This window comes from Paraburkholderia sp. BL6669N2 (genome assembly GCF_003387275.1).
Taxonomy (GTDB): domain Bacteria; phylum Pseudomonadota; class Gammaproteobacteria; order Burkholderiales; family Burkholderiaceae; genus Paraburkholderia.
This window is the reverse complement of record NZ_QUNA01000002.1, coordinates 112841-138379: the sequence shown is the minus strand read 5'-3', so window position 1 is coordinate 138379 and position 25539 is coordinate 112841. Positions and strand designations below refer to the sequence as shown.

The 25539-nt window shown below is 60.5% G+C and carries 26 protein-coding genes and 1 pseudogene; 19 read left to right on the top strand and 8 right to left on the bottom strand.

Annotated features, from left to right (window positions below; all coding sequences use genetic code 11):
- Positions 1 to 47: 47 nt before the first annotated feature.
- A complete protein-coding gene (locus B0G80_RS23165) occupies positions 48 to 596 on the bottom strand; it encodes a hypothetical protein (protein WP_116123673.1) in 549 nt (182 codons plus the stop codon).
- 293 nt (positions 597 to 889) lie between these two features.
- Between B0G80_RS23165 and B0G80_RS46000 the strand changes: the two genes are divergently transcribed.
- On the top strand, positions 890 to 1036 hold the full coding sequence (locus tag B0G80_RS46000; RefSeq protein ID WP_181920039.1) for a hypothetical protein: 147 nt from the start codon (positions 890 to 892) through the stop codon (positions 1034 to 1036).
- 166 nt (positions 1037 to 1202) lie between these two features.
- Here B0G80_RS46000 and B0G80_RS45995 read toward each other — a convergent pair whose 3' ends face one another.
- Both B0G80_RS45995 and B0G80_RS23160 read right to left on the bottom strand, forming a co-directional pair.
- The gene (locus B0G80_RS45995) at positions 1203 to 1358 is read right to left on the bottom strand and encodes a hypothetical protein (protein ID WP_166678938.1); all 156 of its coding nucleotides are present in this window, start codon (positions 1356 to 1358) and stop codon (positions 1203 to 1205) included.
- A 586-nt stretch (positions 1359 to 1944) separates the two neighbouring features.
- Positions 1945 to 2475, bottom strand: coding sequence for a DUF4224 domain-containing protein (locus B0G80_RS23160; RefSeq protein WP_116120026.1), 531 nt, complete (start codon positions 2473 to 2475; stop codon positions 1945 to 1947).
- Between B0G80_RS23160 and B0G80_RS23155 the strand changes: the two genes are divergently transcribed.
- The 9 genes from B0G80_RS23155 to B0G80_RS23115 all read left to right on the top strand — a co-directional run bounded on the left by B0G80_RS23155 (position 2464) and on the right by B0G80_RS23115 (position 10316).
- Positions 2464 to 3183, top strand: a complete 720-nt coding sequence (locus tag B0G80_RS23155) for a universal stress protein (RefSeq protein ID WP_408968114.1) — start codon at positions 2464 to 2466, stop codon at positions 3181 to 3183. The two genes, B0G80_RS23160 and B0G80_RS23155, sit on opposite strands and share 12 nt — an antisense overlap.
- 634 nt (positions 3184 to 3817) lie before the next feature.
- Positions 3818 to 4321, top strand: a complete 504-nt coding sequence (locus tag B0G80_RS23150) for an SUF system Fe-S cluster assembly regulator (RefSeq protein WP_116120025.1) — start codon at positions 3818 to 3820, stop codon at positions 4319 to 4321.
- Positions 4318 to 5766, top strand: a complete 1449-nt coding sequence (sufB, locus tag B0G80_RS23145; RefSeq protein WP_116120023.1) for a Fe-S cluster assembly protein SufB — start codon at positions 4318 to 4320, stop codon at positions 5764 to 5766. Before B0G80_RS23150 ends, sufB begins: the two co-directional genes overlap by 4 nt.
- Before the next feature lie 29 nt (positions 5767 to 5795).
- The gene (gene sufC, locus B0G80_RS23140) at positions 5796 to 6587 is read left to right on the top strand and encodes a Fe-S cluster assembly ATPase SufC (RefSeq protein ID WP_116120022.1); all 792 of its coding nucleotides are present in this window, start codon (positions 5796 to 5798) and stop codon (positions 6585 to 6587) included.
- On the top strand, positions 6584 to 7909 hold the full coding sequence (sufD, locus tag B0G80_RS23135) for a Fe-S cluster assembly protein SufD (protein WP_116120020.1): 1326 nt from the start codon (positions 6584 to 6586) through the stop codon (positions 7907 to 7909). Before sufC ends, sufD begins: the two co-directional genes overlap by 4 nt.
- Positions 7906 to 9159 (top strand): cysteine desulfurase, encoded by a 1254-nt coding sequence (locus tag B0G80_RS23130; protein WP_116120018.1) that lies wholly within the window; start codon positions 7906 to 7908, stop codon positions 9157 to 9159. Before sufD ends, B0G80_RS23130 begins: the two co-directional genes overlap by 4 nt.
- On the top strand, positions 9156 to 9617 hold the full coding sequence (gene sufU / locus B0G80_RS23125) for a Fe-S cluster assembly sulfur transfer protein SufU (protein WP_116120016.1): 462 nt from the start codon (positions 9156 to 9158) through the stop codon (positions 9615 to 9617). Before B0G80_RS23130 ends, sufU begins: the two co-directional genes overlap by 4 nt.
- Positions 9618 to 9625: 8 nt before the next feature.
- Positions 9626 to 9994, top strand: coding sequence for an SUF system Fe-S cluster assembly protein (locus B0G80_RS23120; protein WP_116120014.1), 369 nt, complete (start codon positions 9626 to 9628; stop codon positions 9992 to 9994).
- A 1-nt stretch (position 9995) separates the two neighbouring features.
- Complete coding sequence (locus B0G80_RS23115) at positions 9996 to 10316, top strand: non-heme iron oxygenase ferredoxin subunit (RefSeq protein WP_116120012.1); 321 nt, start codon at positions 9996 to 9998, stop codon at positions 10314 to 10316.
- A 40-nt stretch (positions 10317 to 10356) separates the two neighbouring features.
- Here B0G80_RS23115 and B0G80_RS23110 read toward each other — a convergent pair whose 3' ends face one another.
- Entirely contained in the window at positions 10357 to 12138 is a 1782-nt protein-coding gene (locus B0G80_RS23110; protein WP_181920038.1) for a Rieske (2Fe-2S) protein, read from the bottom strand.
- Positions 12139 to 12609: 471 nt separating this feature from the next.
- On the opposite strand from B0G80_RS23110, the gene B0G80_RS23105 reads away from it, so the two are divergent.
- From B0G80_RS23105 to B0G80_RS23095, 3 genes are all read left to right on the top strand, one after another.
- Positions 12610 to 13089, top strand: a complete 480-nt coding sequence (locus tag B0G80_RS23105; RefSeq protein WP_116120011.1) for a VOC family protein — start codon at positions 12610 to 12612, stop codon at positions 13087 to 13089.
- Positions 13090 to 13250: 161 nt separating this feature from the next.
- A complete protein-coding gene (locus tag B0G80_RS23100) occupies positions 13251 to 13532 on the top strand; it encodes a hypothetical protein (RefSeq protein WP_116120009.1) in 282 nt (93 codons plus the stop codon).
- 109 nt (positions 13533 to 13641) lie between these two features.
- Positions 13642 to 13848, top strand: coding sequence for a hypothetical protein (locus B0G80_RS23095; protein WP_116120006.1), 207 nt, complete (start codon positions 13642 to 13644; stop codon positions 13846 to 13848).
- 81 nt (positions 13849 to 13929) lie between these two features.
- Here B0G80_RS23095 and B0G80_RS23090 read toward each other — a convergent pair whose 3' ends face one another.
- Together B0G80_RS23090 and B0G80_RS48150 are read right to left on the bottom strand one after the other, a co-directional pair.
- Entirely contained in the window at positions 13930 to 16662 is a 2733-nt protein-coding gene (locus tag B0G80_RS23090; RefSeq protein WP_116120005.1) for a UPF0182 family protein, read from the bottom strand.
- A 1003-nt stretch (positions 16663 to 17665) separates the two neighbouring features.
- Positions 17666 to 17980 carry a YfdX family protein gene (locus B0G80_RS48150; protein WP_116120003.1) on the bottom strand — a complete coding sequence of 105 codons (315 nt, stop codon included), beginning with the start codon at positions 17978 to 17980 and terminating at the stop codon, positions 17666 to 17668.
- Between B0G80_RS48150 and B0G80_RS45990 the strand changes: the two genes are divergently transcribed.
- The 3 genes from B0G80_RS45990 to B0G80_RS23075 all read left to right on the top strand — a co-directional run bounded on the left by B0G80_RS45990 (position 17911) and on the right by B0G80_RS23075 (position 19188).
- Entirely contained in the window at positions 17911 to 18081 is a 171-nt protein-coding gene (locus tag B0G80_RS45990; protein ID WP_181920228.1) for a hypothetical protein, read from the top strand. The genes B0G80_RS48150 and B0G80_RS45990 overlap by 70 nt on opposite strands.
- 426 nt (positions 18082 to 18507) lie before the next feature.
- Positions 18508 to 18693 carry a hypothetical protein gene (locus B0G80_RS23080; RefSeq protein ID WP_116123670.1) on the top strand — a complete coding sequence of 62 codons (186 nt, stop codon included), beginning with the start codon at positions 18508 to 18510 and terminating at the stop codon, positions 18691 to 18693.
- Positions 18694 to 18753: 60 nt separating this feature from the next.
- Positions 18754 to 19188 (top strand): universal stress protein, encoded by a 435-nt coding sequence (locus B0G80_RS23075; protein WP_116120001.1) that lies wholly within the window; start codon positions 18754 to 18756, stop codon positions 19186 to 19188.
- 596 nt (positions 19189 to 19784) lie between these two features.
- Here the strand turns inward: B0G80_RS23075 and B0G80_RS23065 are convergent.
- The gene (locus tag B0G80_RS23065) at positions 19785 to 20114 is read right to left on the bottom strand and encodes a DUF1840 domain-containing protein (RefSeq protein WP_116123669.1); all 330 of its coding nucleotides are present in this window, start codon (positions 20112 to 20114) and stop codon (positions 19785 to 19787) included.
- Between the two features lie 580 nt (positions 20115 to 20694).
- On the opposite strand from B0G80_RS23065, the gene B0G80_RS23060 reads away from it, so the two are divergent.
- From B0G80_RS23060 to B0G80_RS23050, 3 genes are all read left to right on the top strand, one after another.
- On the top strand, positions 20695 to 21120 hold the full coding sequence (locus tag B0G80_RS23060; RefSeq protein WP_116119997.1) for a MarR family winged helix-turn-helix transcriptional regulator: 426 nt from the start codon (positions 20695 to 20697) through the stop codon (positions 21118 to 21120).
- 94 nt (positions 21121 to 21214) lie between these two features.
- The gene (locus B0G80_RS23055; RefSeq protein ID WP_116119995.1) at positions 21215 to 23083 is read left to right on the top strand and encodes a chloride channel protein; all 1869 of its coding nucleotides are present in this window, start codon (positions 21215 to 21217) and stop codon (positions 23081 to 23083) included.
- Between the two features lie 82 nt (positions 23084 to 23165).
- Entirely contained in the window at positions 23166 to 23420 is a 255-nt protein-coding gene (locus B0G80_RS23050) for a hypothetical protein (RefSeq protein ID WP_116119993.1), read from the top strand.
- Between the two features lie 1240 nt (positions 23421 to 24660).
- Here the strand turns inward: B0G80_RS23050 and B0G80_RS47050 are convergent.
- Positions 24661 to 25513, bottom strand: a pseudogene (locus B0G80_RS47050) (tyrosine-type recombinase/integrase); the annotation flags it as partial.
- Between the last annotated feature and the right edge of the window lie 26 nt (positions 25514 to 25539).

The following is a 25539-nucleotide window of genomic DNA, read 5'->3' as shown; positions in this document are numbered from 1 at the left end:
CTATCGCGACAAAGCCGCCACGCGTCATGTCATCCATCCGACAGCCATCACATCGGCTTGTTGTCGCCACCCTGTTCGTGCAGCGGGTCCGGACTCTTCTGGGTCGCGCGCAGCACGCCGGCGTCGTCGAAATAGAAATGGAACAGCTGGTACCACACGCCGTCTTCGAGATAGCGATAGCTCCATACTTCGCGCTTCATCAATGGAAAGTAAGCCGTTTCCTCCGGCCGGCCGAAGTTGACCAGAACCTCGTTCTTCGTCCACTTGCCAGGCTCCGCGCGGTAAAACTCGTTCGGCTGCAGCACTTGCCGGATGCTGATCACCTTGCCGGTCGCGTCGATGTCTGCAGCGGTCGTGACTTCCCCCATAGGCTGCGTCGGCCACATCAGCCGCTTAGAACCGTCAGGCAGGTTGTAAACCTCGCGCGGCTGCCCCAGTCTGGCGACGACGGCGGATTCCTGTTCGCCTGCATGGAACCCCTCCCACGGCTGCGCGCAGGCGCCGAGCGCGAATACCACCGCGCAGACCAGCGCGGTGCGTGTGCCACATGGAAGACCCAATGCCCGTCGGTATCGATTCGATCGCCGGGTTGCCATGTTGGACTCCTCGCACAAGATCAACTTAAGGTTTTGAAACAGGGCGCGGAAAAAGATTTGCGCCGATTCCGGACGCATTGGCGGCCAACCTATCGACAAAATTTTCCCCGAACTTCCAATGCACATCCGGGAAGACGTTCACAACGGGGGATACCTCGGCGGCAGCGTCGGCAGCGGCGGCCTTGCGACGAGGCTGCTGGCCCGTACGTCGCCGCAAATGCACGCTAGACGGGGGCGGCCGGAAAGACAGATGGACCGGGCCTGAGATCAGGGCGACGAATTTCACCGGGACAATGCTGCGTCTCGCAGTCGTGTGCCTGATCGTGTTCGCGGGAGGCGCCATACGCCAGGATCGTTTTATCTACTTCCTTGAGCAGGCCGCCGCCGGGGCCATCGGCGCCGGCGGGCTTCGCCCCTGGCCGGCGCCGCAGGACTTCTAAGGCCTTGTTGCCGAGCCGGCCGAAGCCGCGCGCGGTACTGCCGTCCGTCTTTCATGGCAGTGCGGGGCGTGCCGGGCGCCGCAAGTCTTACGCCGAACCGCTAACCCCTGGGGCTACGCGTGATCGCCGTCGAGTATCCGAGCTACAGGCCACGCGACAGCGGGAGTCAGTGCTTGTGGTGTATCCAACTCATGTGATGCGCGTCGAGCCACTGAGTCACAGTCTCCTCCGGATGCGCGTGCATGTAACGCCGCGCAAACACGAACGCGATGACCAGCAGGATCGCGAGCCCCACTACAAAGCCAATCATTGACTGAGTCATGGCAGCCTCCCTTTTAGGTCGCGACCATGGTTATATGGTAGGCGAAGCGCCCACCGAAAGCGGCGCTAGGGCCTGCGCCTCATTTCTGGAATAGCCGCTTCACTTGTGGTGCAGCCAGTCCCGAATGGGATGTGTGTCCAACCAGTGGAGTTGCTGATTCCTATGATGTTCGTGCCTATAGTGTTCCGCCACCAATATTGCAGCCACGATCATCGCGACAACCCCAACCCACAGTCCAATCATTGACACAGCCATGGCAGCCTCCTTACCAGTTCACGACACCATATTCATATTCTAGGCGATGCGCTCCCGGGCTCGATGCTGCGTTGTGTAGGTCGAATCGACCGCACATCGAGGCTGCCCGCCACGCGAATCCTTATGTCCTGCTCAGCACGGCGGCCCATAGCAGAAGGTTCCATGACCTCGAGACTCGCCCAGCTCGGCGTCGACTACTGCGAAACGCACGACCGCGCCCGCGAGGTCATTCACAGGTACAAGCTCGATCATAAAATGCACGTCTATGACCTTGATTCGCGGCACGCATTTCTCGAAGCGTCGCCGGTGAGGCCGGTCCCGGATCCAAATGTCAAACCGTCAATGCCCGTGCGTCAACGCGTTCGTAATTGGAGACCAGAGCAGAAAACATATAGCCTGCTCGATCTCCTTCCTCCACGAGACACCTCGAAAAAGAAACGATAGGTTTCCAGGCTGCCGCGTGTAGGAAATGCCGGAGGCAAGTTGCATTCTGACAAAGGAAGAACTTGTGTCGTTGACGGGCGGCCTGAAGCAAGCTGCTGCGCAGATTGGCTCTGAGAGCGCGGTCTAGTTTACTCAATGAGGAAGTCGAGCCGGACTGCGGCGCCCCTGAGCGGGGGCCTTTTCCCTTGAATGCATCGAGAACTGGGCCTGACGCAGCCTTGTTGTCGATCGTCGACTGTGAGTCATCGGATATGCCGAGCTTGCGATCACGATAAAGGCGCAAAACTTTAGGCATGGCATTCTTATCCGGTACGACCGGCCGGGTGCTATTCTCAAGCCATGTCTTCATGGTGGCACGTCGGTTCGGCTTGCAACCGGCCAGATCGGCCAGTTCTTGGGCAGTCAGGTGGTCGATCATGCCCGGATTGCCTTTCCGCTAGGCATCGATTGGCACATCGAACTGCGTTCTGCAGATCGGGCATTTAACTGGTTCGAATTTGTCTTGAGCCGGCAACGCCGCGAGCGGCTGCTTCTTGCCGGCCAAGTAGCAGACTGGGCACGGAAAGGCCTCGTGCGACTTCAGTCTATGGATGTCAACGCGAATATGTCTGGCCGCGGGGAGAAGCGTATGTTCAAGCATCTGCTGGTGCCGACCGATGGTTCGGCTCTCTCCGAAGCCGCCATTCAAATGACGGTGACACTCGCCATGGAAAGTGGCGCCAAAGTTACGGGCCTCCATGTCATCCCGGAATGTCATGTCCTCGCGTATGGCACCGAAATGATCGCGGACACCGAGGAGCGAGTCGTCCAGGCCACCCGACAGCATGTGGATGACTACCTCGCGGTCATCGCAAAAGCGGCTGCGCAAGCAGGTGTCGAGTGCGATACGGTTGCTACGAACCGCGCCTACCCGTGCGAGGCGATTATCAGCGTTGCAACACAACGAAATTGTGATCTCATCGTCATCGCGTCTCACGGACGAAGCGGTATGCGGGCGTTGTTACTCGGCAGCGAGACCCAGAAGGTCCTGACGCACAGTCAGATCCCGGGCCTCGTCGTCCGGCAGTCGACGCAAACCGGCCCATCCGGCACCCCAGCAACCGCACCAAGGCCTTCTCCTCCCTAGACGTCAATCATCGCGTGAACTTCACTGGCTGCCGGTCCGATGCGCGGCTCACATCGTCGTCGCCACCGCAACGATGCTGGCAACGGTGACCGTGGATTCTGGGCTTTCACGTATGCGCTGAACACGCAGGCCGAGGGCAATGGGCGCGTTCGACATTCAGTCCGCGCAGGCTGCTCAACACTCCACACAACCACAATTACCAGAAAGAACGAGCAGTAGCTCCACTGGGTCCGGATGCCTCAACAGCCCAAAGTACTATGCGGCGGCCTTCTCACCAGATAAGCGATGCACATCGCCTATCCTTCACGCAGATTCCGGCTTTTAAATCAGTTTTCGATATTCTGGATATCAAACCGCTGATGTCTCGTCGGGCGAGTGGGTATTCGCGGTCGAAGGAGCGGGTCTCGCCAGAGCGGGCCGTCACGAAGACCAATACACTGACAAGGTTATATATACAGGTCTAGAATGGAATTGCCGTTGGGCCGTTCGCGAAATACTTCTCCCGAAACGGAAAGCGATTCGCGACGTGGCCAGGAATCGGCACACAGGACAGTGTCGCTCACTGCTGACTTGCGGATTTCGTTTCGATGTAATCTGGACCAAATGGGTCCTGATTAAAAACGGGAGATGGTCGATGTTGCGCATGAGCAAACTTGCCGATTACGGCACGGTTATCATGGCCGCGATGGCACGCGATCCCGATGCCGTCCACAGCACAAGCAGCATTGCGGCGGCGACCGGCGTCGCGAGGCCTACAGTGTCAAAGGTGCTGAAAGTCCTGACGCGCGGTGGTGTCGTGGAGTCGCTGCGGGGCACAAACGGCGGTTACCTGCTGCCGCGGCCGCCCGCGCGGATCACGCTGGCGGAGGTGATCGCCGTCGTCGACGGCCCGATCGGGTTGACCGAATGCAGCACTACGCCAGGCCTGTGTATCCAAGAGGCGGCGTGCGCGGTGCGCGCCAACTGGCAGAAGGTCAATCGCCTGATATACGAAGCGTTGCAGCAGGTCACGCTGGCGGACATGGCGGGCCCCACCTTGCGCGCGATCGATATCAGCGCGATCCGCGCGCGTAGTATCCCCAACCATCGCGCGGGCGCGACGCCTGCGCGCAAGTCGATTGACGGAGGCCACGCATGAGCGCATCCGCAACCGGTTTCAATGAACTGATCAGCCGCGAATACCAGCACGGTTTCGTGACTGATCTGCAGGCCGATGCGCTTCCGCGCGGGCTGAGCCAGGACGTGGTCCGGCTCATTTCGGTGAAGAAAGACGAGCCGGCGTTCATGCTTGAATGGCGACTCGCGGCCTATCGCCATTGGCTCACGATGACCGAGCCGCATTGGGCGACGGTCGAACACCCGCCGATCGATTATCAGAACATCATCTATTATTCCGCGCCGATGACGCAGAAGAATCGTCCGAAGAGTCTCGATGAAGTCGATCCGGAACTGCTGCGTACCTACGAAAAGCTGGGTGTGCCGCTGAGGGAGCGCGAACTGTTGGCGGGCGTAGCGGTGGATGCGGTATTCGACAGCGTGTCGGTAGCGACTACGTTCCGCGAAAAGCTGGCGGAACTCGGCGTTGTGTTCTGTTCATTCTCGGATGCCATACGGCATCATCCTGAACTGGTGCGAAAGTATCTCGGCTCGGTCGTGCCGCACACCGATAATTTCTTCGCCGCGCTCAATTCCTCCGTGTTCAGCGATGGCTCGTTCTGCTATATCCCGCCGGGCGTGCGCTGCCCGATGGAACTGTCGACCTACTTTCGTATCAACGCCCAGAACACCGGGCAGTTCGAGCGCACGCTGATCGTCGCAGACAAGGGCGCGTACGTGAGCTATCTGGAAGGCTGCACCGCGCCGATGCGCGACGAAAACCAGCTGCATGCCGCTGTGGTCGAGCTGGTCGCGCTGGAAGGGGCGCAGATCCGCTATGCGACCGTGCAGAACTGGTATCCGGGCGATGCGTCGGGCAAGGGCGGCATCTACAATTTCGTGACCAAACGTGGCGACTGCCGCGAGACGAATTCGAAGATTTCATGGACTCAGGTAGAAACCGGTTCGGCGATTACGTGGAAGTATCCGAGCGTGATCCTGCAGGGCGATAACTCGGTCGGTGAATTTTATTCGGTGGCGCTGACCAACCACCATCAACAGGCCGATACCGGGACGAAGATGGTTCACCTCGGCCGCAATACGCGCAGCACGATTCTGTCGAAAGGCATTTCGGCGGGCCGCGGAAAGAACGCGTATCGCGGCCTGGTGAAGGTCGGCCGTGCTGCGGAAGGCGCGCGCAACTACACGCAATGCGATTCGCTTTTGCTCGGAAACCGCTGCAGCGCTCACACGTTCCCCTACATCGAGGTCAAGAACCCGACCGCGAAGGTCGAACACGAAGCATCGACGTCACGCATCGGCGAAGACCAGTTGTTCTATTGCCGGCAGCGTGGGTTGTCGCCGGAAGATGCGGTGTCGATGATCGTGAACGGCTTCTGCAAGGAGGTCTTCAAGGAGCTGCCGATGGAGTTTGCTGTCGAGGCGCAAAAGCTGCTCGGCGTGAGCCTGGAAGGCGCCGTCGGATAACCCACAGCGATTCGCGAGGGATTCGGACCATGCTTGAAATCAGCAATCTGCAGGTCGAAGTCGACGGCAAGAAAATTCTGCGTGGCATCGATCTGGGTGTAAGGGCCGGCGAGGTGCACGCGATCATGGGTCCGAACGGCTCGGGCAAAAGCACGCTTGCCCAGGTGCTGGCCGGGCGCGAAGACTTTGCTGTCACGGGCGGCGCGGTCTCGTATCTCGGCCGCGACCTGCTGGCTCTCGCACCCGAGGAGCGCGCGCACCAAGGACTGTTTCTCGCGTTCCAGTATCCCGTCGAGATACCGGGCGTGAGCAACGTTTATCTGCTGAAGGCGGCGCTCAACGCGCAGCGACGGTATCGTGGCGAGCCGGAGCTCGATGCGATGGAGTTTCTGCAACGGGTCAAGGAGAGGATGACGCTGATGCAGATGGACGAGAGTCTGTTGTATCGCGCCGTGAACGAAGGTTTTTCCGGCGGAGAGAAGAAGCGCAACGAGATTCTGCAGATGGTCGTGCTGGAGCCGCGGCTCGCCATTCTCGACGAAACGGATTCCGGACTTGACATCGACGCATTGCAGATTGTCGCGCAGGGTGTCAACAGCATGCGCAGTCCAGAACGTGCGATCGTGCTTGTGACGCACTATCAGCGGCTATTGGACTACGTCGTGCCGGATCGCGTGCATGTGCTGGCGAACGGCCGGATCGTGAAGTCGGGGTCCCGTGAACTGGCGCTGGAGCTGGAGCGGAAAGGCTATGGTTGGATCGACGATGAGGCGGTGCAACCAGAAAACAGAGCAAGCCAGGAAAGTGCGGGGCATCCATGAAAAGCGAATCTCTCAACTACTTCCATCAGGCTTTTGGGCAACTCGCGAAGACGTTGCCCGGCGCTGAGTTTCCATGGCTGCGTGCCGTGCGCCGAAGCGCGTTCGACCAGTTCGACGCGCTGGGGTTGCCGACCACGCGGCACGAGGACTGGAAATACACGAACGTGTCGGCGATTGGCAAGCGTCCCTGGCATTTCAGGGCACAACACACGGACGATAGCGACGTGCGGCACGTCATCGAAGAATTCAAGCTGGACCCTGCCGGGCATCGACTGGTCTTTGTCAACGGTCGGCATGTGCCGCGGCCGTCGAAACTGAACGGTTTGCCTCACGGGGTATTTGCGGGCTCGCTCACCCGGGCGTTGAGAGAAATGCCACAACAGCTGGAATCGGCAATCGCCTCGCAGGTGTATTCAGATGGCTTTGGCGCGCTAAACACGGCGTTTATGACGGATGGGTTTGCCATCGTGCTGCCGCCTGGCGAGGTCATCGATCAACCGCTGCAGATCCTGTTCCTGACCGACGAAGCGGGTCTTGCGGTGCAGCCGTTCAATGTCGTGCTTGCAGGAGCACGCTCGGGCTGCACGATCGTCGAGCATTTTGTAGGGCTGAGCGACGACGCGTACTGGACCAATGCGGTTACGCGCATCGTCGCAGACGAGCAGGCGGACGTGCAGCACTACCGGTTGCAGCAAGAGGGCCCGAAGGCTTTTCATATCGCGTCGGTCGCCGCTGCGCAGCAACGCGGCAGCTGTTTTAGCTCACATGCGTTCGCGTTCGGCGCCGCGTTGTCGCGCACTGGTATCGGCACAAGCCTGAACGCCGCGAACGCGCAAGCGACGTTGAACGGTCTCTATTTCGTCGGGGGCCGGCAGCACGTCGATCACCACACGCGCATCGATCACACAGAGCCGCATGGCACGAGTCGCGAACATTACCGCGGGGTGCTCGACGGCGCAGCGCGCGGCGTGTTCAACGGGCGCGTCATCGTGCATCGCGATGCACAGCAAACGGACACGCATCAGGCGAATCATAACCTGCTGCTGTCACGCGATGCGGAAATCGACACGAAGCCGCAACTCGAGATCTACGCCGACGACGTGAAATGCACACACGGCGCGACGGTCGGTCAACTGGACGACAACCAGCTGTTCTATTTACGTGCACGAGGTGTCGAAGAGCGCATGGCGCGGGCGCTACTGACATACGCATTTGCGCGCGACATCGTCGAACGTGTGCGCATCGATTCGCTGCGTGGCCGGCTCGAAAGCCTGCTGTTCGCGCGCACCCCGGAAGGCGAGCGCATCAGGGAGTTGGTATGAAGCCGATCGAACAGATACAGACGCCCGATCCGCGAAATGTTGAGCACTGGCGAGCCGATTTTCCGATTCTGGGCGAGCGCGTGTATGGGCGGCCATTGGTCTATCTCGACAATGGCGCCACGACGCAAAAGCCCGCCTCCGTCATCTACGCAGAAAACGCTTACTACCGGCATAACAACGCCAATGTGCACCGCGGCGTGCATCTGCTGTCGCAGCGCGCGACCGATTCATTCGAGGCCGCACGCGCGAAGATTGCACGCTTCATCAATGCGCAACGTCCGGAGGAGATCGTGTTCGTGCGTGGCACGACCGAAGCGATCAATCTCGTCGCCCAGAGCTATGCTCGCCCGCAAATCAAGCCCGGCGACGAAATCCTGATTAGCGCGATGGAGCACCATTCGAACATTGTGCCGTGGCAGCTCGTCTGCGGGCAGACGGGTGCGGCGCTGAAAGTCGTGCCGATCGACGATACGGGCGCACTCGATGCCGACGCATACGAGCGCTTGTTAAGTGAACGTACGCGGCTGGTCGCGATGACGCACTTGGCCAACGCGCTCGGCAGCATCAATGCGGTGGAGCGCATCGTTGCAGCGGCGCACGCGCGGGGCGTGCCGGTGCTGCTGGATGGCGCACAGGCAATCGCGCATCTGCCGGTCGACGTCCGCGCGATAGATTGCGATTTCTACGCGTTTTCCGGGCATAAGGTGTACGGACCGACCGGCATTGGCGTGCTATACGCCAAGGCCGCACTGCTTGAAGCGATGCCGCCGTGGCAGGGCGGCGGCGACATGATCCGCTCGGTAACGTTCGAGAAAACGGAATACAACGCGATTCCGTGGAAGTTCGAGGCGGGTACGCCGAACATTGCCGGCGCGATTGCGCTGGGCGCGGCGCTCGGCTATGTCGACAGCCTCGGCATGGAAGTCATCGCCGCGCACGAGAACGAACTACTCGCCTATGCAACGGATGCACTGCGGGTGATACCGGGCTTGCGTTTTATCGGTAGCGCGCGCAACAAGGCAAGCATTCTGTCGTTCGTGCTCGACGGCGTGCATGCCCACGATGTCGGCACGATTCTCGATCATCACGGCGTCGCCGTGCGTGCGGGCCATCATTGCGCGATGCCGGTGATGCAGCGCTTCGGCGTACCGGCGACCGTGCGCGCGTCGCTCGCCCTCTACAACACGCATCAGGATATCGATGCGCTGATGGAAGGTCTCGGCAAGGTCAAGGAGATATTCGGAACATGAGCGATCTGCGCGATCTGTATCAGGAAGTCATCTTCGACCACTACCGGCGGCCGCGTAACTGTCATGGACTCCCCGGTGCCAATCACACGGCTGAGGGCTATAACCCGCTGTGCGGCGACCGGATTACGCTTTATCTGCGAATCGAGGACGGGATCGTCAAAGAGGCGAGTTTCGAAGGCGCAGGCTGTGCAATTGCGACAGCATCAGCGTCGCTGATGACCGAGGCGCTGAAAGGCAAAACGGAAACAGAGGCCGAAGCGCTGTTCGGGCGCTTTCACGACATGGTGACAACACCCGCTGCAGGGCAGGCGACAGCCGCGCCGGAGATGGGCAAGCTGGCGGTGCTGTCCGGCGTACGTGAATTTCCCGAGCGTGTGAAGTGCGCGACGCTGGCCTGGCATACGCTCCACGCCGCGCTGCACGACGAGCATCGCCCCGTTTCGACAGAGCGAGAGTGAGGCAGACGATGAGCACATTCGACTGGCTGAAGCGCGCTGAGGCCGTACAACCCGGCAATGGCACGACAACAGAACGTCTTGAAGAACGCGTGATCGATGCACTGCGCACCGTGTTCGATCCGGAGATTCCGGTCAACATCTACGATTTGGGGCTTGTTTATGGTCTTGACGTGGACGAAGCCGAAGGCCGCGTTGGGATCCGCATGACGCTGACCGCGCCCGGCTGCCCGGTCGCGCAGACCTTCCCGGCGACGGTGGAGGATGCGGTGTTTTCGGTGAGCGGAGTGAACGACGTGCATGTTGAACTGGCGTGGGATCCACCGTGGTCGAGACACCGGATGTCGGATGCGGCGCGCCTGCAATTGGGGATACTTTGACATGTCTGACTGGGTCGATGTCGCCGCGCTCGGGGATTTTCCGGCCGGGTCTGTTCGCAGCGTCGAGGTCGATGGCGCGCAGGTGGCTGTGTTCAACGTCGACGGCACCTGTTACGGAATCGAGGATGTCTGCCCGCACGACGGCGGCATCCTGACGGGCGGTGTGGTGGAAGGCGACGTGGTCGTCTGTCCGCGCCACGGTGCACGATTTTGCATCAGGACCGGAAAGGTGCTGGCGCCGCCGGCATATGAGGATGTGGTGGCGTTTCCGGTGCGGATCGAGGCGGGCGTCGTTCAGGTGCGTGACGAGCGGTGGGATTGAGGTGCGCTGTCGACCGGCTCTCGTTCTCACAACAGCGCCGTCACGATGCCCCAGCCCCCTGATGCAGCTCGCCGCCTTGCATCAAGCGCCGGGCGATGTCGGCCGTTTGCAGTGTCCCGCGTTCAGTCGGTGAATGGGCGGCGAGATAGCGGGCGACCGCAATGAGAATGTGCCGGCCTTCGCCAGTATCGCTCCACACAGCAAACTGCCGGACCCCGGCCTCGAGCATCTGATAGACGTGGAAGCCTGCATCTTCGCGCAGCACAGCAAGCGCAAGCGTGGCGATGAGCGCCTGTGGCGGATGGCCGAGCGTGAGATGCCGCGCTACCAGCCGTGCTGCAAGATCAACCTGTCGCTGCCGGTCGAAGGCGTCGAGCAAGGCGGTGCGGATCGTCTCCGCATCGGCAGGGAGGTCGTCGAGCTGGTCGTTGCCATCGCCCGGGATGCGGGCCGCTGGCACATTCAGATAGCGGGCAAGGTAGAGCGCCATGGCTGCGTGCAATATGCCGCGAACCGGCGCGACGTCACTGCCGAAACCCGCGGTCCCAATGCGCCTGAGCATCTGATGGAGCGCGTTAGCATGGGTAAAGACGTGATGCGCCGTCTCCCAGTCGGCGTGCTCGTTGGCATTGCCGAAGCGGGCGACGCGCAGCGCCGCTCCATACGCGAGGGATTGTCCCAGGTCAGCAGGAGCGGCGCCGGCGACGATAGCCGCCTTCAGCGCGCCAATGATCTTCGCTGGATCGTCTCCAAGCAGCTCCCCGGCGAGCGCGGCGTGCTGCGACCAGCCTTGCAAGCTGCGCCCGGCGGCGAAAAGGTTCGCCATCTGGCTGGCTGCTTCATCACACAGCGCAACAAGATCAACGGGCTGGCGCCAGGCGGTCGACTCCTCGGCGCCCCGGGCGGCCACCATCTGAGCGACGATAGTAGGCAGCAAAGCTGGCGCGTGCTCCCAGCCGATCAGGTCGAGGCATTCGAAGGCCTTGTTGATGAAGTCGAGCGAATGACCGGCATCGGCGAACGCCCGTTCGGTCCCGGCCGAAAGCAGGGCATCGGCGAGCACAGCCGGTGAGGCACCCGCGGCGATTGCCGTCAGCAGCGTGCGCTCGGCCGCCTCGCGATGGCGCACGTTTGTCCAAAGGCGCAGCCAACGCTTGAGCGCGGCTGACTCCGGCTGGCTTCCAAGCGGCGCACGTTCCCGCCGTGGCGCCTCGCCTTCGCAGTCCGCCGCCACACGGCGCGCACCCTGGAACAGGGCGAGATAGGTTTCGTCCTGTGGCAGCACGGGCAACAGATTGGTGAGCGCCGTCAGTATCGTGAGACCGACGCCCCAGCCGTCCCGGTTCTGCGCGCCGAACAGCGCCACCTGGCGCACGATATCGGCCACCGGTACCTCGGCCGCGAATTGACCATGCACAGCCTTGGCGATGACGAGTCCGAGGTCGTGCGCGAGGCCGTCCGCAAGCCGCTGATGCCAGTGCGCCGCGGGATCGGGATGACCGAACGTAGTCGTCACCCAGACGTCGCCATTGCGCACCTCGACCGCGTAGATCGGTACATCGTCCGCCCACAGGTCGAAGGTGCAGCCGCTTTCGAGATCGAAGCGGGCGTGGTGCCAATGACAGGTCAGGATGCCGTCCTCGACGGTGCCGCGCTCGAGCGGGAAGCCCATGTGTGGGCAACGATTGTCGAGGGCGAAGACGCGCCCGCGGTCGTAGACGACGAGGATCGGACGATGGTCACCTTGCACAACGAGCCGCCCCTTCGCCTGCAACTCTTCAAGGCTCCCCGCGAGCACGAATTCCCTGTTCGACGCGTCCATGTATATACCCTCCGGCACTCGTCCCTTCAGGGACGTTGTCGACATAAGCATACTCTTGTGCAAAACGTGAAAAGCCGCCGTGGATTTCGTGCAAGTCCGCAGATGAGACTCGCTCGTTCGTGATAACGAGGCGCGAACTGAATGGCTGTGCTATCTGGTCGTCGCCGGGCTCCTCGCGACGGTGCGACGTGGCGAATGGCTGCGAACGGACCATCTTGTAGAGTCATCTCGCATCGGGTTGAAGGCAAATGGCGCGACGTGCGATTAGCAGGACCGCGTTGCACTCGCAGGCGCTGCGGCTAGTCGCGATCCACCACCTGTTTCGCCGATGTTTTGGGATTCGAGCTTTCGCGCATTTCGAACTCGACAGCCAGGCTATTATCGACTCATGCCAACTGTCTTGATGGCGTGGGCGTTGGGATGCTGCCCTCAGAGCCAGTTGATGGCGCGTGTTTCTGAAAGGAGATTGCGATGGCTGAGTTCGTAACATGCCTGTGGTTCGATCAAGGTAGAGCGCGCGAGGCGGCGGAGTTTTACGCCGCCACTTTTCCCGACAGCCGTGTCGGTGCAGGTCATGTATCTCCGATACCGGGGATTGGGCAGGGTCCGGAGTTGACGGTCGAGTTTACCGTGCTCGGCCGGCGCTTCGTAGGGCTGAACGGCGGCCCCAATTTCAAGGCAAACGAGGCGGTAAGTTTCATGGTAGAGACGGATAGCCAGGAAGAGACCGACCGATATTGGAACGCCATTATCGGCAACGGCGGAGCGGAAGCGCCTTGCGGCTGGTGCAAGGACCGCTGGGGCTTTTCGTGGCAGATCACCCCCAAGCGTCTGCTCGAACTCGTCAACGGGCCCGGTCGTGATGCCGCAAGGCGTGCGATGGACGCGATGATGAAAATGAAGAAGATCGATATAACCGCGATAGAGCGTGCAGCGGCAGCAGCTGATTGACACGCAGACGCGGCGGTTTGGCCAGTCGATCAGTCAATCGATGTCGCTCGCCAGGAAGCCTTGACGATGTTGGCTATCGCGTCAGCGATCGAATGATCGCCAGCTGTGTGTTTTCCTGATCCCACGTCACGTGGCGTGTCAAATCCTTCAAAGGCGATCAGATGGAACGTTCCGATTACGCACGTGACGACACAGGCAATCTGGTGCTGGTCGAGCATGTGAACCTCACGATACCGGACCAGCGTCTCGCGATAGCGTTTTATGTCAGCGGACTCGGACTCACGCGCGATCCCTATCTAATGACCGGCGTGACCAATATGCGGATCAACATCGGTCGTTCACAGATTCACTTGCCGCACGGCGACGCGCAGCACCTGCGCGGCCACGTCGCGCTGGTCGTGGGCAGGGCGTCAACCGCTGATCGCACGGCTGCGCGCGGTTGAGCCCCTGCTCGATGGAACCGCGTTCGGATGGACCGAGCGGGCCGACCGCGTAGCGCTCACCTGTCCATGGGGAAACCGTTACGACTGCCTCGATCCGGATGGGTACCAGGTGGATGCTCCGTGGTCGGGCATCGATCTCGGCATCGCTTATGTGCAACTTGATGTGCCAGTCAGTTGCGCCCGGTCGATTGCCGCTTTTTACCACGACGTGTTCAATGCGTCCGTCGAGATCCGCGATTGCAACGGTTCGCAGCAGGCGCTACTTGCCGGTGTGGGAGATTGTGAGCCTCATCTTGGGCAACTGTTTGCGCTGTGAGTTTGTACTTTAAACGCGACGCCGCGAGGCGGGGCGACAGCGTGCCGGGTTGAATAGATGCCCCTTTGGATTTCACTCAGGTCACTTCTGGTCCTCGGAATGGCCAGCACCGAGCGCTTCGAGCAACGGCCGCAGAGCATCCAGTTCCGTGCCGAAGCCGGTCCAGTCTCCCGCCTTCAGTCGCTCGATGGCTCGGTCATAGTGGGCAAGTGCCTCGCTGGCGCGCGCGTCCACCGTGCCTCGGGCCGGCGATGCCGCTCCCACTCGCGCGGTCTCCTTGAACAGCGCCGCCAGGGCTTCACCCAACGTTTCCTCCATCACCACACGGTCACCGTAGGCGGCAATCACCCGCTTCAATTCAGGTAACTGCCCGGACGCCGCGCGCAAATAGAGTGGAGAAACGTAGAGGATCGAGTTCTCGATTGGCACGACCACAAGATGACCGCGAATCACGCGTGAGCCCATCTGGTTCCACAGCGAGATCTGCTGCGAGATCTCGGTGTTTTGCTGAATACGCGCTTCGATCTGAAACGGCCCATAGACCAGCTTGTCCTTGGGAAACGTATAGACGAGGAGTCTGCCATATCCGGACGGATCGCAGCGCGCCGCCAGCCACGCAATCATGTTCTCCCGCTGGCTCGGCACCATCGGCAGCATGAGGATGAACTCGGCGCGTGCGTCGCCGGGGAGTCGCATGATCGTGTAGTACGGCGGCATAATGCTGGCGGCGCTTCCGCCATCCATTCCGACCAGCTCCCGGGGAAACTGCCACAGATCCTCGCGATTGTAGAAGACCTCCGGCGCATCCATATGATAAGCGCGGTAGACCTGTGCCTGGATCAGGAACAGGTCTTCGGGGTAGCGAATATGCTGCCGAAGCTCCAGTGGCATCGCGTCCAAGGGCTTGAACAAACCGGGGAAGGCGCGCTCGTATGTGCGCAGGAGCGGATCGGCGGGATCGCTGACGTAGAAATCGACCGTGCCGTTGTACGCGTCGATCACGACCTTGACCGCGTTGCGGATGTAATTGGCGCCGTCGCCGAAACCCGGCCGGGAGTAAGGAAACCACTGGCTGACGGTGTAGGTGTCCTGTATCCAGAAGAGGCGCCCATTGCTTGCGACAACATAGGGGTCGTGATCAAGAGTCAGGAACGGCGCGATCGTACGCACGCGGTCCTGAATGTTGCGGTGAAGCAGGATCCGGCTCTGGTCTGTGATATAGCCGCTCAACAGGATGTTGGGGTCGTCGAGCTGCCAGGCGAAGAGACTACGTCGCGCCACGCTGCCGATGGTGACGCCGTCGCGCCCGTTATACGTCGTGTAGGCATTGTCCGCCCCTTTTGGATAGTCGAATTCAGCTACATTGCCCGTCACGATGACGTAATCCTGCCGGCCTTCACTGAAATAGAGACGTGGTTCGCGAATGGCCGGGCCGCCTTGGGAGGCGGGCGGAATGTCCCGCAGATAAAAGGAGGGCAAGCCCTCGGTGGATTTCTCGGTGACCGGTGACATCACGACGCCGATGCCGTGAGTGAAGATAAGATGCTGGTTCACCCAGGTTTGGGCGTTCGGCGGGAGCATCGCCGGTTCCAGTTCGCGCGCCGACAGCATCACCTGCCTGTAACCGCTGTCAAGCTGGTAGCGGTCGATGTCCACCGAGAGAAATTTGTAGTAAGTCCTGATCTCCTGCAATTGTGCGAAGGTGTCCATCAGCGGCTGCACATCCCATAGCCGGATGTTGTCGATGGTCGCGCGATTGGTCTGCAGCGATTCGAGAGTCAGTTCCTGCCCGGCCTCGAACGGTTGGACCGCAATCTGCGCGAGGCCGTAAGCCTGTCGCGTTAGCGCGATATTGTGGTCGATATAGGGAGTTTCCAGTCGCAGCTCGCTCGGTTTGACATAGAAGCGCTGAAACAGCGCCGGATAGATCACGGCGGACGCAAACGAACTGCCGAACACGAGCAGCACAACAATGGCCGGCAGCCGGTAGCTCCGCTGGCGCATGTTGATCCAAAGGGCGACGGATGAGGTCGCGGCAAGGCCGGCAAGCATCCACAGGACCGGCAACTCGACATGGACATCGGTATAACTGGCGCCGACTACGACACCGTTGTCGTCATAGAGCAGGAGAAAGCGGCCGAGCCACCATGACCAGGCCTTCACCGCAAAGAACAAGCCGAGCAGTGCCGAACCATGAGTGATGGCGGCGGACGAGAGCGTCCGTGGTGGCCGCTCCAGTGCGATGTCACCGCGCAATCCGTAGACAGCACCTGCCACGATCGCGCTGCAGAAGACCACTCGCAGCAGCCAGTTCTTGAGCGTGACATACGCGGGTAGCGAAAAGAGATAGAAACTGATGTCCTTGCCGAAGATCGGATCGCGCTCGCCATAAGGTACCTGATAAACGAAGCGAAGCGCGATGTCCCAGCTCGAGATTTCGGTGGCAGCGATAACCAGCCCGAAGATGACACCAGCGCAGGCAATACTAAGGCGCCAGCGAACGCGAGGCCCGACCAGTTCGGACAGATCGCGGGTGGTTTCCGTGGTACCCGACTGACTGGCCGTCGCGTAACGATGCGCGAGGATCCCCGACAGCCATATCGCGCCCGTCGAGACTGCGAACACGACGGTAAACAGCAGCGCCCTGGCCGAAAGGATTGTCCGGAAAACGCTGCCATAGCCGATCGAATTGAACCACAGCCAGTCGGCCAGGATGCCGGTGATGCGTCCGACGACAATCAGACTGGCGATGATGGCCATCGCCGTGATCGCATAACGTCTCAGGCGCACGCCGGACTTCATCTCCGAGCGCATAGTCCCTCCTTGATTGGCTCTTCGCACATGCCCTGCTACGATCGGATCAATTGCGCACCGCGGGCCTGCCGCGAGCGAGGCTGAACGATTTGTCAACGCAGCCTTGATGACCCGCGGATAGCCGCTCAGTGACCTGCGCGACGCGAGCCCGGATGAGGCGGGTCCACACCAGTTGAATTATTGTAGTCCGGTGTGAGATGCGGCATTGGCGAAGGTAGGCGAGACGCGGTTGTCACCACGCATCGCAGTGAGGACGCTCACGTGTTTCGCCGGTTTGCTTTCTTGCGTTAGGCCGCCATGGCTTTTTATACACGGCGTGCGGAGCGCCGTGTCCCATCATCACAGACCTGGACACTTTGCCGGCTTGCGATTCGCACTCAACTCGTCGCCGGCAACGATTTCCCGCGCGACATCCTCGACCGTCTTGCGGCGGTTTCCGGCCCGACTGCGATCACGAGCAGGCATGACGGCAGCTGGGCGCTCGCCAGCATCACGAATACGGCAAACGACCGAGCCCGTGTGAAAACGCAAAAGCACTCGGTTTGCAGGTGTCGCTTTACCCTTCTCGAGTTGCTACCAAGCCGATACAGCGCGATCTGAACGGCCGTTTTTTTAAAGCGCCACATTCAACGGGAGTTTTCGCACAGCCTCGGCCCGAAGCCGTCCAGCACGTCGTTTCGATGATCGTTGCTGCTATCGCGTCGTGAAATTCAAATGATTTCGGCCCTGTGCTGGCCACGATGTAAAGCGGATGTATTGCATACTAGAATTCCTCTAGGACACCGACGGAGGCCGCTATGTGGACCTGTCGAAACTGCAATGCGTCGTTCGACTTTGGACAGGTCGAACCGGAACTGGATGAACAAGGATTCTTTTTCCTCTGTCCGGCCTGTGACTACCGGAACAATCTGGTAGACACAGGTCGAGACGCGACGGGGCGTCCGAAACTTGTCCAGAGCGACGACGAGTAGAGCAATCTTTTGGAGACAGCCATGCAGTTGGACTACAAGGGGTTCGACATCAACGCGTCGCCGCTCGAACGAAGAGTGGAGCTTCGCGGCACTGTATCTAACGCTGTCGACTGGTATGTCATGGATGGTGGTGTCCTGAGATCTGACTCTGCTTTCAGAAACGCGGTGTCATCCGCCTGTGCAGCCTTCATCGACGCCTGTGCCTCCTTGACCAGCTTTGTCGCCTGCGCTGGACGGCCGCTGAATATCGCAAGTCGCGCCTGCTGGATGTCTTCGAATGCCTGACTACCTTTGGGCCGAGAGCCGTCCCATGTCAGACACGGGTGTTCCGGAGCGTTGCGCGGCATTCGCGCTTGTGAAGCTGCAGGCGCAAGTTGAAAATGCGGCGACGAGTATTGCCGTGCGTTTCATGCCTGGATTGAACATTTTGCCTCTCGTTGAAGAGTGACGGCGACGAGCGCTTGCGCATGCAAATGCTGAAGGCCCGGGTGAGCACTTCGGTGGACACCGACCGTTGTGCGCTGGTGATGCCGACGGGCGTGATCGACAGTTCAAAGGTAGAGGCAGACTCTTAAGTATCCCTTAAATGCAAATCGAAAATGTCAATCAAAAACCCCGATGGCAGTTCCTGCAGAAGGACGATTTGCACATGGCCGAAGCTCGAATATCTGATTTCAGGGTTCCGCGCCGGTAGTCGGGCGGGAGGTCGCCGTCGTATCACAATGACGGGTGGTTTCCCTCATGGTCGTCCATGCTGCTGGAATGTATCATGGAGTGACATATAGTGAGAATGCGGCACGACACGTCAGATGACAATGTCCTGACGACACTGTCGTGGCGCCTTCGGGCGCTATGCCGCAATCTGGAGAAAGTCATGGTGATCAACAATGATTTCGAACTTGTCTATCTCGTGATCGCGTTTGCGTTTCTCGGCGTTATCCTTTTAGGCAGTCTCCTGGTCACGCTTCATCTCGACCGATGGCATCCGAAGCTGATCGGCGCCCTGGTTGGCGCGCTGCTGGGCGTCGTACTGATCGAAACAGTTCCGATGTTCACCTGACCGTAGCGATGCAAGGTGCAACACCCTTGAACACCAGAACCGCCCGCGAGGGAGGCGACAATGGCGCCGTTCGACCGGATTCTTCTTTGTTATGACGCGACGCCCGAAGGGCAGCGGGCATTACGTTGCGGCGCTGCATTGGCCAGGCAACTCGATGCGGAGACGCACCTTCTGGCCGTTCTCGATCTGGCATGGTGGCCAGCAGGCTACGACGCGTTTTCGTCCATGAAATTCGACATTGATGAGAATGCCGCGAAGGAAATACTGCAGGAAGGTATCGCAAAGCTGCAGTCATGGGGGGTGAGCGCAACGGCGCATTCTGCGGTGGGCGACGCAGCCGAACAGATTTCAAATCTTGCCAATTCCCTTAACGCGGATCTGATCGTGATTGGCCACCGACACGGAGGATTTGTGACGCGCTGGCTGGCTGGCGGAAGTCATCTGGCGCTGCTGGACCGTGTATCGTGTGGCGTGCTGTTTGAAGTGATCGACTAGGTGGTGCCATGGCCCTTTCCTGGGACGATGGGTTACCCCGCAAAGCCGGAGGTTCACCTGAATGCGGGCTTGCAATCAGGTCTCAGGCCAGACGAACAGGACATGCTGGCCGCGGGCAGGGTAAAGTTCGTCCTGCTTGACGGGGTGCCATCGGCTGGGGTTCGACTCGGCGTGGAAAGGGCGAATATGCCACCGCGGCAGGACAAAGGGCCCTTCCGCCATTATGCCTAGCGCACCCAGTCCATAAGCGTCCACTATTCTGGCTGCAATGCCTGTCGAATAGCGGGGACATCCGGGCATACTGTCATCCGGAAGGGCCGTCCGTTTGATCCATCGGGTAGCGGGCATCGGGCCTGGCGTGGCTGAAGTAACCTCGTTCTGGGACGTGGCGTGTGACTGGTCTGTACAGAGGCAGAATAGCGCGAGTACAGCCGGGGCAACCGCTGCATGAGGAAGGGAAATCCGGGACATATGTTGGGTGAGGTCCGTTTTGAAGTCAGATCTGAAGCGCAGAAGACGACCGCATCGATGCCCCACGCATCGCGTTACAGAAACCGTCAGGTTGCTCTGAACCCGTCTGGCAACACCTGCGACCGCTAGAGACCCCAGATAATATCTGCATTGTGTCGGCTCGCTTCACGCATCATATCGAGCAGCGGCCATGCCCGCTGAGCAAGGCCACGATGATCTTCGCCTGCCGTGTGGCCATGCGCGTCCGGCACGTGATAGAGCGATTCAAGTGCGACGTCCGCCTGTGCCTCTTCAGAGATCGCGGTCTCCAGCCGATCAATTGCATGGGACAGTTCATCGTGCTGAATGACGCCTATAGTCCCCAGATGCTTGCCGATAAGTCCCAGCAGATACTGGGCGAGATTCTTGAGCATGATGACGTCGGGCGAGGCCGGTGAACGGAAAGTAACCAGCATGATGAGATCTCCCTGTACGTGCGGAAAGCTATGTAGCAGCCTGCCAGTCGGCGCACTCGCCATTCCCACCTGACGCGCTCGCGCAGGAGACCTCCAGCGTGGCTGGAACCGGTTGGCCAGGTAGTGAACGCCACCCCGTGGACGCTCCGCATGCCGCCGATCGTGAGTGCCGGCCTCGATGACTTCGCCTGAGTTCCAGCCGGAGGAGGCCTCATTTACAGTTTATGTCACATTGTGACTAATGCCAATAGCATTCGGCCCGGGCCGGTGCACAGGGGCGGAGCAGCGTTTCAGCAGGTGCGGGGGTGATCGTCTCCGTTGTGCCGGTTTTCGCGCAAGGTGGCCGTTCAGGCTACCAGGGGCGGGTCGCTTCTGGCGACCTGGGTGCCGGCGGTGAGCGCCGGCAGACCGGGCGCCGTGGCAGAGCCCGGACGTTTCACGGACGTTGTGGTGCGCGCCGGCATCGCGCCACGCGGACTACTGCCATCCATCGCAAGGAGCCCATCCAGCAGGCCGCTGTGGCGCAGGTGGCCGCCGGTTCAGTATCATCCGGGATGAGGTGACACGGGAGAACAGGATCATGGTTTCAAGAAAACGCCCCGGGCCTGACGAGCTGACCAAAGGGGAACTGCAGGAGTTATCCGATTTCCGCTATCAGCTGCGGCGGTTCCTGCATTTCTCGGAAGAAATAGTGCACGCAGAGGGCATCACACCATTGCAGTATATGTTGCTGTTACATATTGGCGGCTTCGCGGGCCGGGACTGGGCGACCGTCGGGGAACTGGCGGAGCGTCTGCAGGCGTCTCCGCACGGAACAGTCGCGCTCGTTTCCCGTTGTGAGGCGGCCGGCCTGGTTGCGCGCAGGCCAAGCGCAGAAGACCGGCGGCAGGTGGAGGTGCACCTGTTAAAGAAGGGCCGGCAGTGTCTGGGAAGGCTCGCGCTGCTGCACAAGACCGAAATCCAGTCCTTTGGATGGGCTTTCAAGTCTGACGCCGACACGCCTTGATGCCGCATTCGGGCGGCCATCATTTCTCTGGTAGCGACGAGTTTCGTGCCCTACGCTGTGTATAGATCAATTCTCGCTTCGACGGGGTCCGGACATGAGCCGTGGACAGGATCAGGCTGAAAGTACAGCGACTATCAATCCACGTCACGTCAGGGTGTCGGCGGTGCAGCCTGAGCAGTCAGCCCAGCTGGAAGACGATTCGGTTGCTCCGGTTGGTCTGCGCTGGCTGTGCGTGCTTGCTTTCGTTGTGGGTATCGTAACCGGCCTGGGCGCCGTTGTATTTCGCGCCCTGATAGGACTCGTCCACAATGCTTTCTTTCTCGGACGATTCTCGTTTGCGTACGACGCGAGTCATTTCACCGCAGCATCCCCCTGGGGCGTGTTCGTCATTCTCGTACCTGTCGTGGGTGGCCTCGCCGTCACGTGGATAGTGAGCACATTTGCACCAGAAGCAAAAGGGCATGGTGTGCCAGAAGTAATGGACGCGATTTACTACAAGCGTGGTGTGATCAGACCCGTGGTCGCCGTAGTGAAATCGATTGCGTCGGCTCTCGCGATCGGATCGGGCGCGGCGGTTGGGCGTGAAGGCCCGATCATCCAGATCGGCTCGGCGCTCGGTTCAACACTCGGGCAACTGGTCCGGATGACCGCAGGACAGCGCATTACGCTTGTTGCGGCGGGGGCGGGTGCAGGTATCGCCGCGACCTTCAATACACCAATCGGTGGCGTGCTGTTCGCCACCGAACTCATGATGCCGGAGATCAGTGTCAACACGTTTCTGCCAGTGGCGCTCGCCACAGGCACGGCGACTTTTCTCGGTCGCCTGTTTTTCGGCGCGGCGCCTGCGTTTTTTGTGCCCGCACAGTTGGGCGCGATCCCGAACGAACCGGGTGGCGTCCTGACGCTCGTGCTTTATGCGCTGCTGGGTGCAATCACCGGAGCGGCGGCCGCATTGCTGATCCGTTCGCTGCATTGGGCAGAAGACGCGTTCGACCAGATACCCGGACGTTACCGGCGCCACGCGCTAGGCATGTCGATTGTCGGACTGACGATGTACCTGCTGTGGCGCTACGCGGGACACTACTACGTTGAGGGTGTGGGATATGCGACCATTCAGGCAACCCTTTACGGTCAGCTTCAGGGAGGTGGTTTTCTCCTGTTACTCGCCCTGTGCAAGACATTGGCGACGTCTGTCAGTCTTGGATCTGGCTCCTCAGGTGGCGTCTTCTCGCCGTCGCTTTTTATCGGCGCCGCGCTCGGCGCCGCATTTGCGTCCTTCATTACAATGGCCGTGCCGGCCGCTCCCGTCAGCGTGCCGGCCTTCGCAATGGTGGGCATGGGTGCCATGGTGGGCGGCGGAACGGGGGCGGCAATGACGGCCGTGGCCATGATCTTCGAGATGACGCGAGACTACGATATCGTGCTGCCAATGATCATCGCGGTGGCATTCAGCCTTGGCGCGCGTCGGCTGCTTTCCCCTGAAAGTATCTATACGCTCAAGCTGGTGCGGCGCGGGCATCCGATTCCCAACGCCTTGCACGCCAACATGTTTCTCGTTCAGAACGCCGCCCAGGTCATGGAAACTGATGTACTCGTGCTCGATGGGCGGGTACCTTTTCGTGACCTGATGGCCCATCTTGAAGGGCCCGCATTCCGGCATATTGTCGTGACGAGGCAGCAGGAGATCTACGGCGTATTGCGCATCAATACGGGGCTGCGGCGCGCGGTGAGTCAGAGCGACTCGGATATCGAGTTGGGGACGCTGGCCCAGCGCAATTTCATCGTGGTGCAGGAAAAGGATGTCGCCTTCAGCGTTATCTCCAGGCTCTGGAAACAACACGCGGTGATGGCGGTCGTGCTAGCGCAACGCGACGCGAATGCTCCAGCGCGCGTGCTTGGCGTCATAGCGAAAGAGCACATAGCGGATGCTGTGGCAGGGAGCATCAGGATCTTCCCGGGGTAAGCCTAGGAAGACCCGATATTCGCGTCCGTTTTGCTTTGGTGACAGCAGCCCGCATTGTGCTGCTGTCGAAGGAGGAAAATCGATGAAACTCGTACACGATACAGAGGCAGTGTGCAAACGTCTTGGCAAGGCACTGCATCTCGACATGGTCCGCCGGGCATTGGCCGCCCAGTCAGAGACCGGGACAATCGTGGATTCCGAGTGGGTGATTGTCTACCGGACGGCGCAGGGGTTCTGCTGCATGCATCACGGTGTTGCGGTGGAATTTGGAGAGATGCTTGACGTTCAGGTATGGTCGGAAGAAATGGAAGTGGAAACGTATTTCATCGGGCTATGACCGCCGGCGGGTGAGGTCATTGGAATTCAGGGAGACACGACAGCAAGCGACAGTCATTGGAATGCTGGAGCCAGGTTTCGTTGCGCTTAAGCTGCATTTAATAAGGCATCACTAGTCTCGGTGATTCGATGCCGAATCTGCGTACAAGGGCGGGGTCGTGATTCACGTCAGGGCAGTCCCACACAATGTGGGGCAACCTTTCTACGGTCCGGCAGCAATGCCGGGCTTTTTTAACAGCCAGCAGGAACGCACTCCGACGTGGCGTGACGGGCACGGCTGCGCAACCCAGCTCCCGTCCGCTTGCGGCAACACCGGGGGCGTAGGCATCAGTTCTGGAACGCCGGGCGCCGTTTCGGAGATTGCCCCACTGCGCGAAGTGACGCTCCCGGAGCAGTGGCAACGTGAAGCGTGTGGGTTGGGAACGCAAATTCGACGCTTGCATCGGAAAACTCGCTCATCAGGGACGTGTCAGAAATCTTGTGGGCTGAGGCCGGTTAAGACGGAGTCATTCCCGAAGGCGCTCACCTTAAGCGTGCTTAATTCCTCGAAGGTTTCGCAGAAAGGAGGTTAAGGATTGGCTAGGCAGTTACGTAGCAAACACGGTTGGAGTGAACATGCCCGTGATCACGCTGGGTTGCTGAAGCAACCGAATATTTTCAGATGGGGCATGCTCTCGGAAAAGGGTTCCGGCGTAACGCGCATGCAGGATAAGGCTGGCGACACGCCAGCGGATAGAAGGTGGTGAGATGCTGGTTCTTCTCACGAGCGCCACGGCGACTTCCGGCCAGATCGATCGGAGACACTTTATGAAAGTTTGGGAAAAAGCGATCTTGACAGAACCCTCGCTCATAGAAGCATGATCCACCGTCGAGATTTACTGCTACGTCGCCCTCAGGAAATTCAGATGGCAGATCAAAACCCAAAACCGATCCCCTCTTGACAAGCGGAGTCATATCAACCGTCTGTCGCCGTCGCGTGTCCGCCACACCGCAAATCCGGTCTTCCATCAGGGCGGCAGCGGGCTACACGGCAGGTCGCCTGTGCGATCACGTGGGAAGCGCTCGAAGCGCAATTCTGGTTCCCCGCCGGTGCTGACCAGGTCCGCATGCTTAAGGCTTTTGCCGCCGGCCGGGGCAGGGGATAGTGGCGCCGGAGTCGACCTCTCGCCGTCATCGTCCGGGTCGCGTCGAGTGTCACCAGTCGATCCGGTGCTTCTCGTCGGTTTCGCGATGCCGGCAAGTGACTGGCCGACCGGCAGCACCCGCGGCGTGTCCTCACCCGGCGAGGACAGTGCTAGTAGTCCGTGGACCTGCCCGCCGGTACGTGCCAAGTTCCATCACCATTTCCGCAGTAGCCGGTACCAGTCGCTCCTTGCCACCTTTGCCCATCACTTCGAACCACCAGCGATCCTGGCCGTTTTCGTCGCTCCGACAGAAAAACCGGCCCATCGTGTTTGTGCTGACCTCAGTGATACGAAGGCCACCCAGATAGAGCAGGGTAAAAAGCCAGCGCGCGCGGGCGTGATGATCACGCTCGCGACCGGTCTGCGTGGGCATGCCGTGAATGTACGTTTTGACCTCAAGCCACAGGTCAGGCGACAGATACCAGACGATGCGTGGCCTGGCCCGGCGTGCGCGCTGGCCCGACAGCGACAGGGGATTGCCGGCCAGATACCCCGCCTGCACCAGCCACGCAAACATGACGTTGAGGATCACCATGACCTGCCGCTGGCTCGACGCCGAGAGGAGGCCGTAGAACGGCCGCCAGCGCGAATCGTTGCGCGGGTGCTTGCGTCCGCCATCGGCGGGGCAGCGCGCTGCCGGTTGCGGATCGGCGAGAAAGTGCTGCTAGACAAGCAGGTTCTCGTGCGTGAGCGAGGAGAGCGGTTTGGCCACCTGCAGGGTGGACCACCGTAGCAGCCGTTCGGCTTCCTTGCGGTAGTTGTCGAACGTCGTCTTCGTCTCGACGAAGCGGGCGAGCCATGCGCGGATTGCGTCGAGGTCGGTATCAGCGGCGGCCTGCATGTGGCCGGTTGCGCGGTTCGTGCCGTGGCGGCCATCGGGCGCGGCGGGCAGTTCTTCGAGCGTCTCGATCGGGCGCGGGGGCGGGCAGGGTGGTT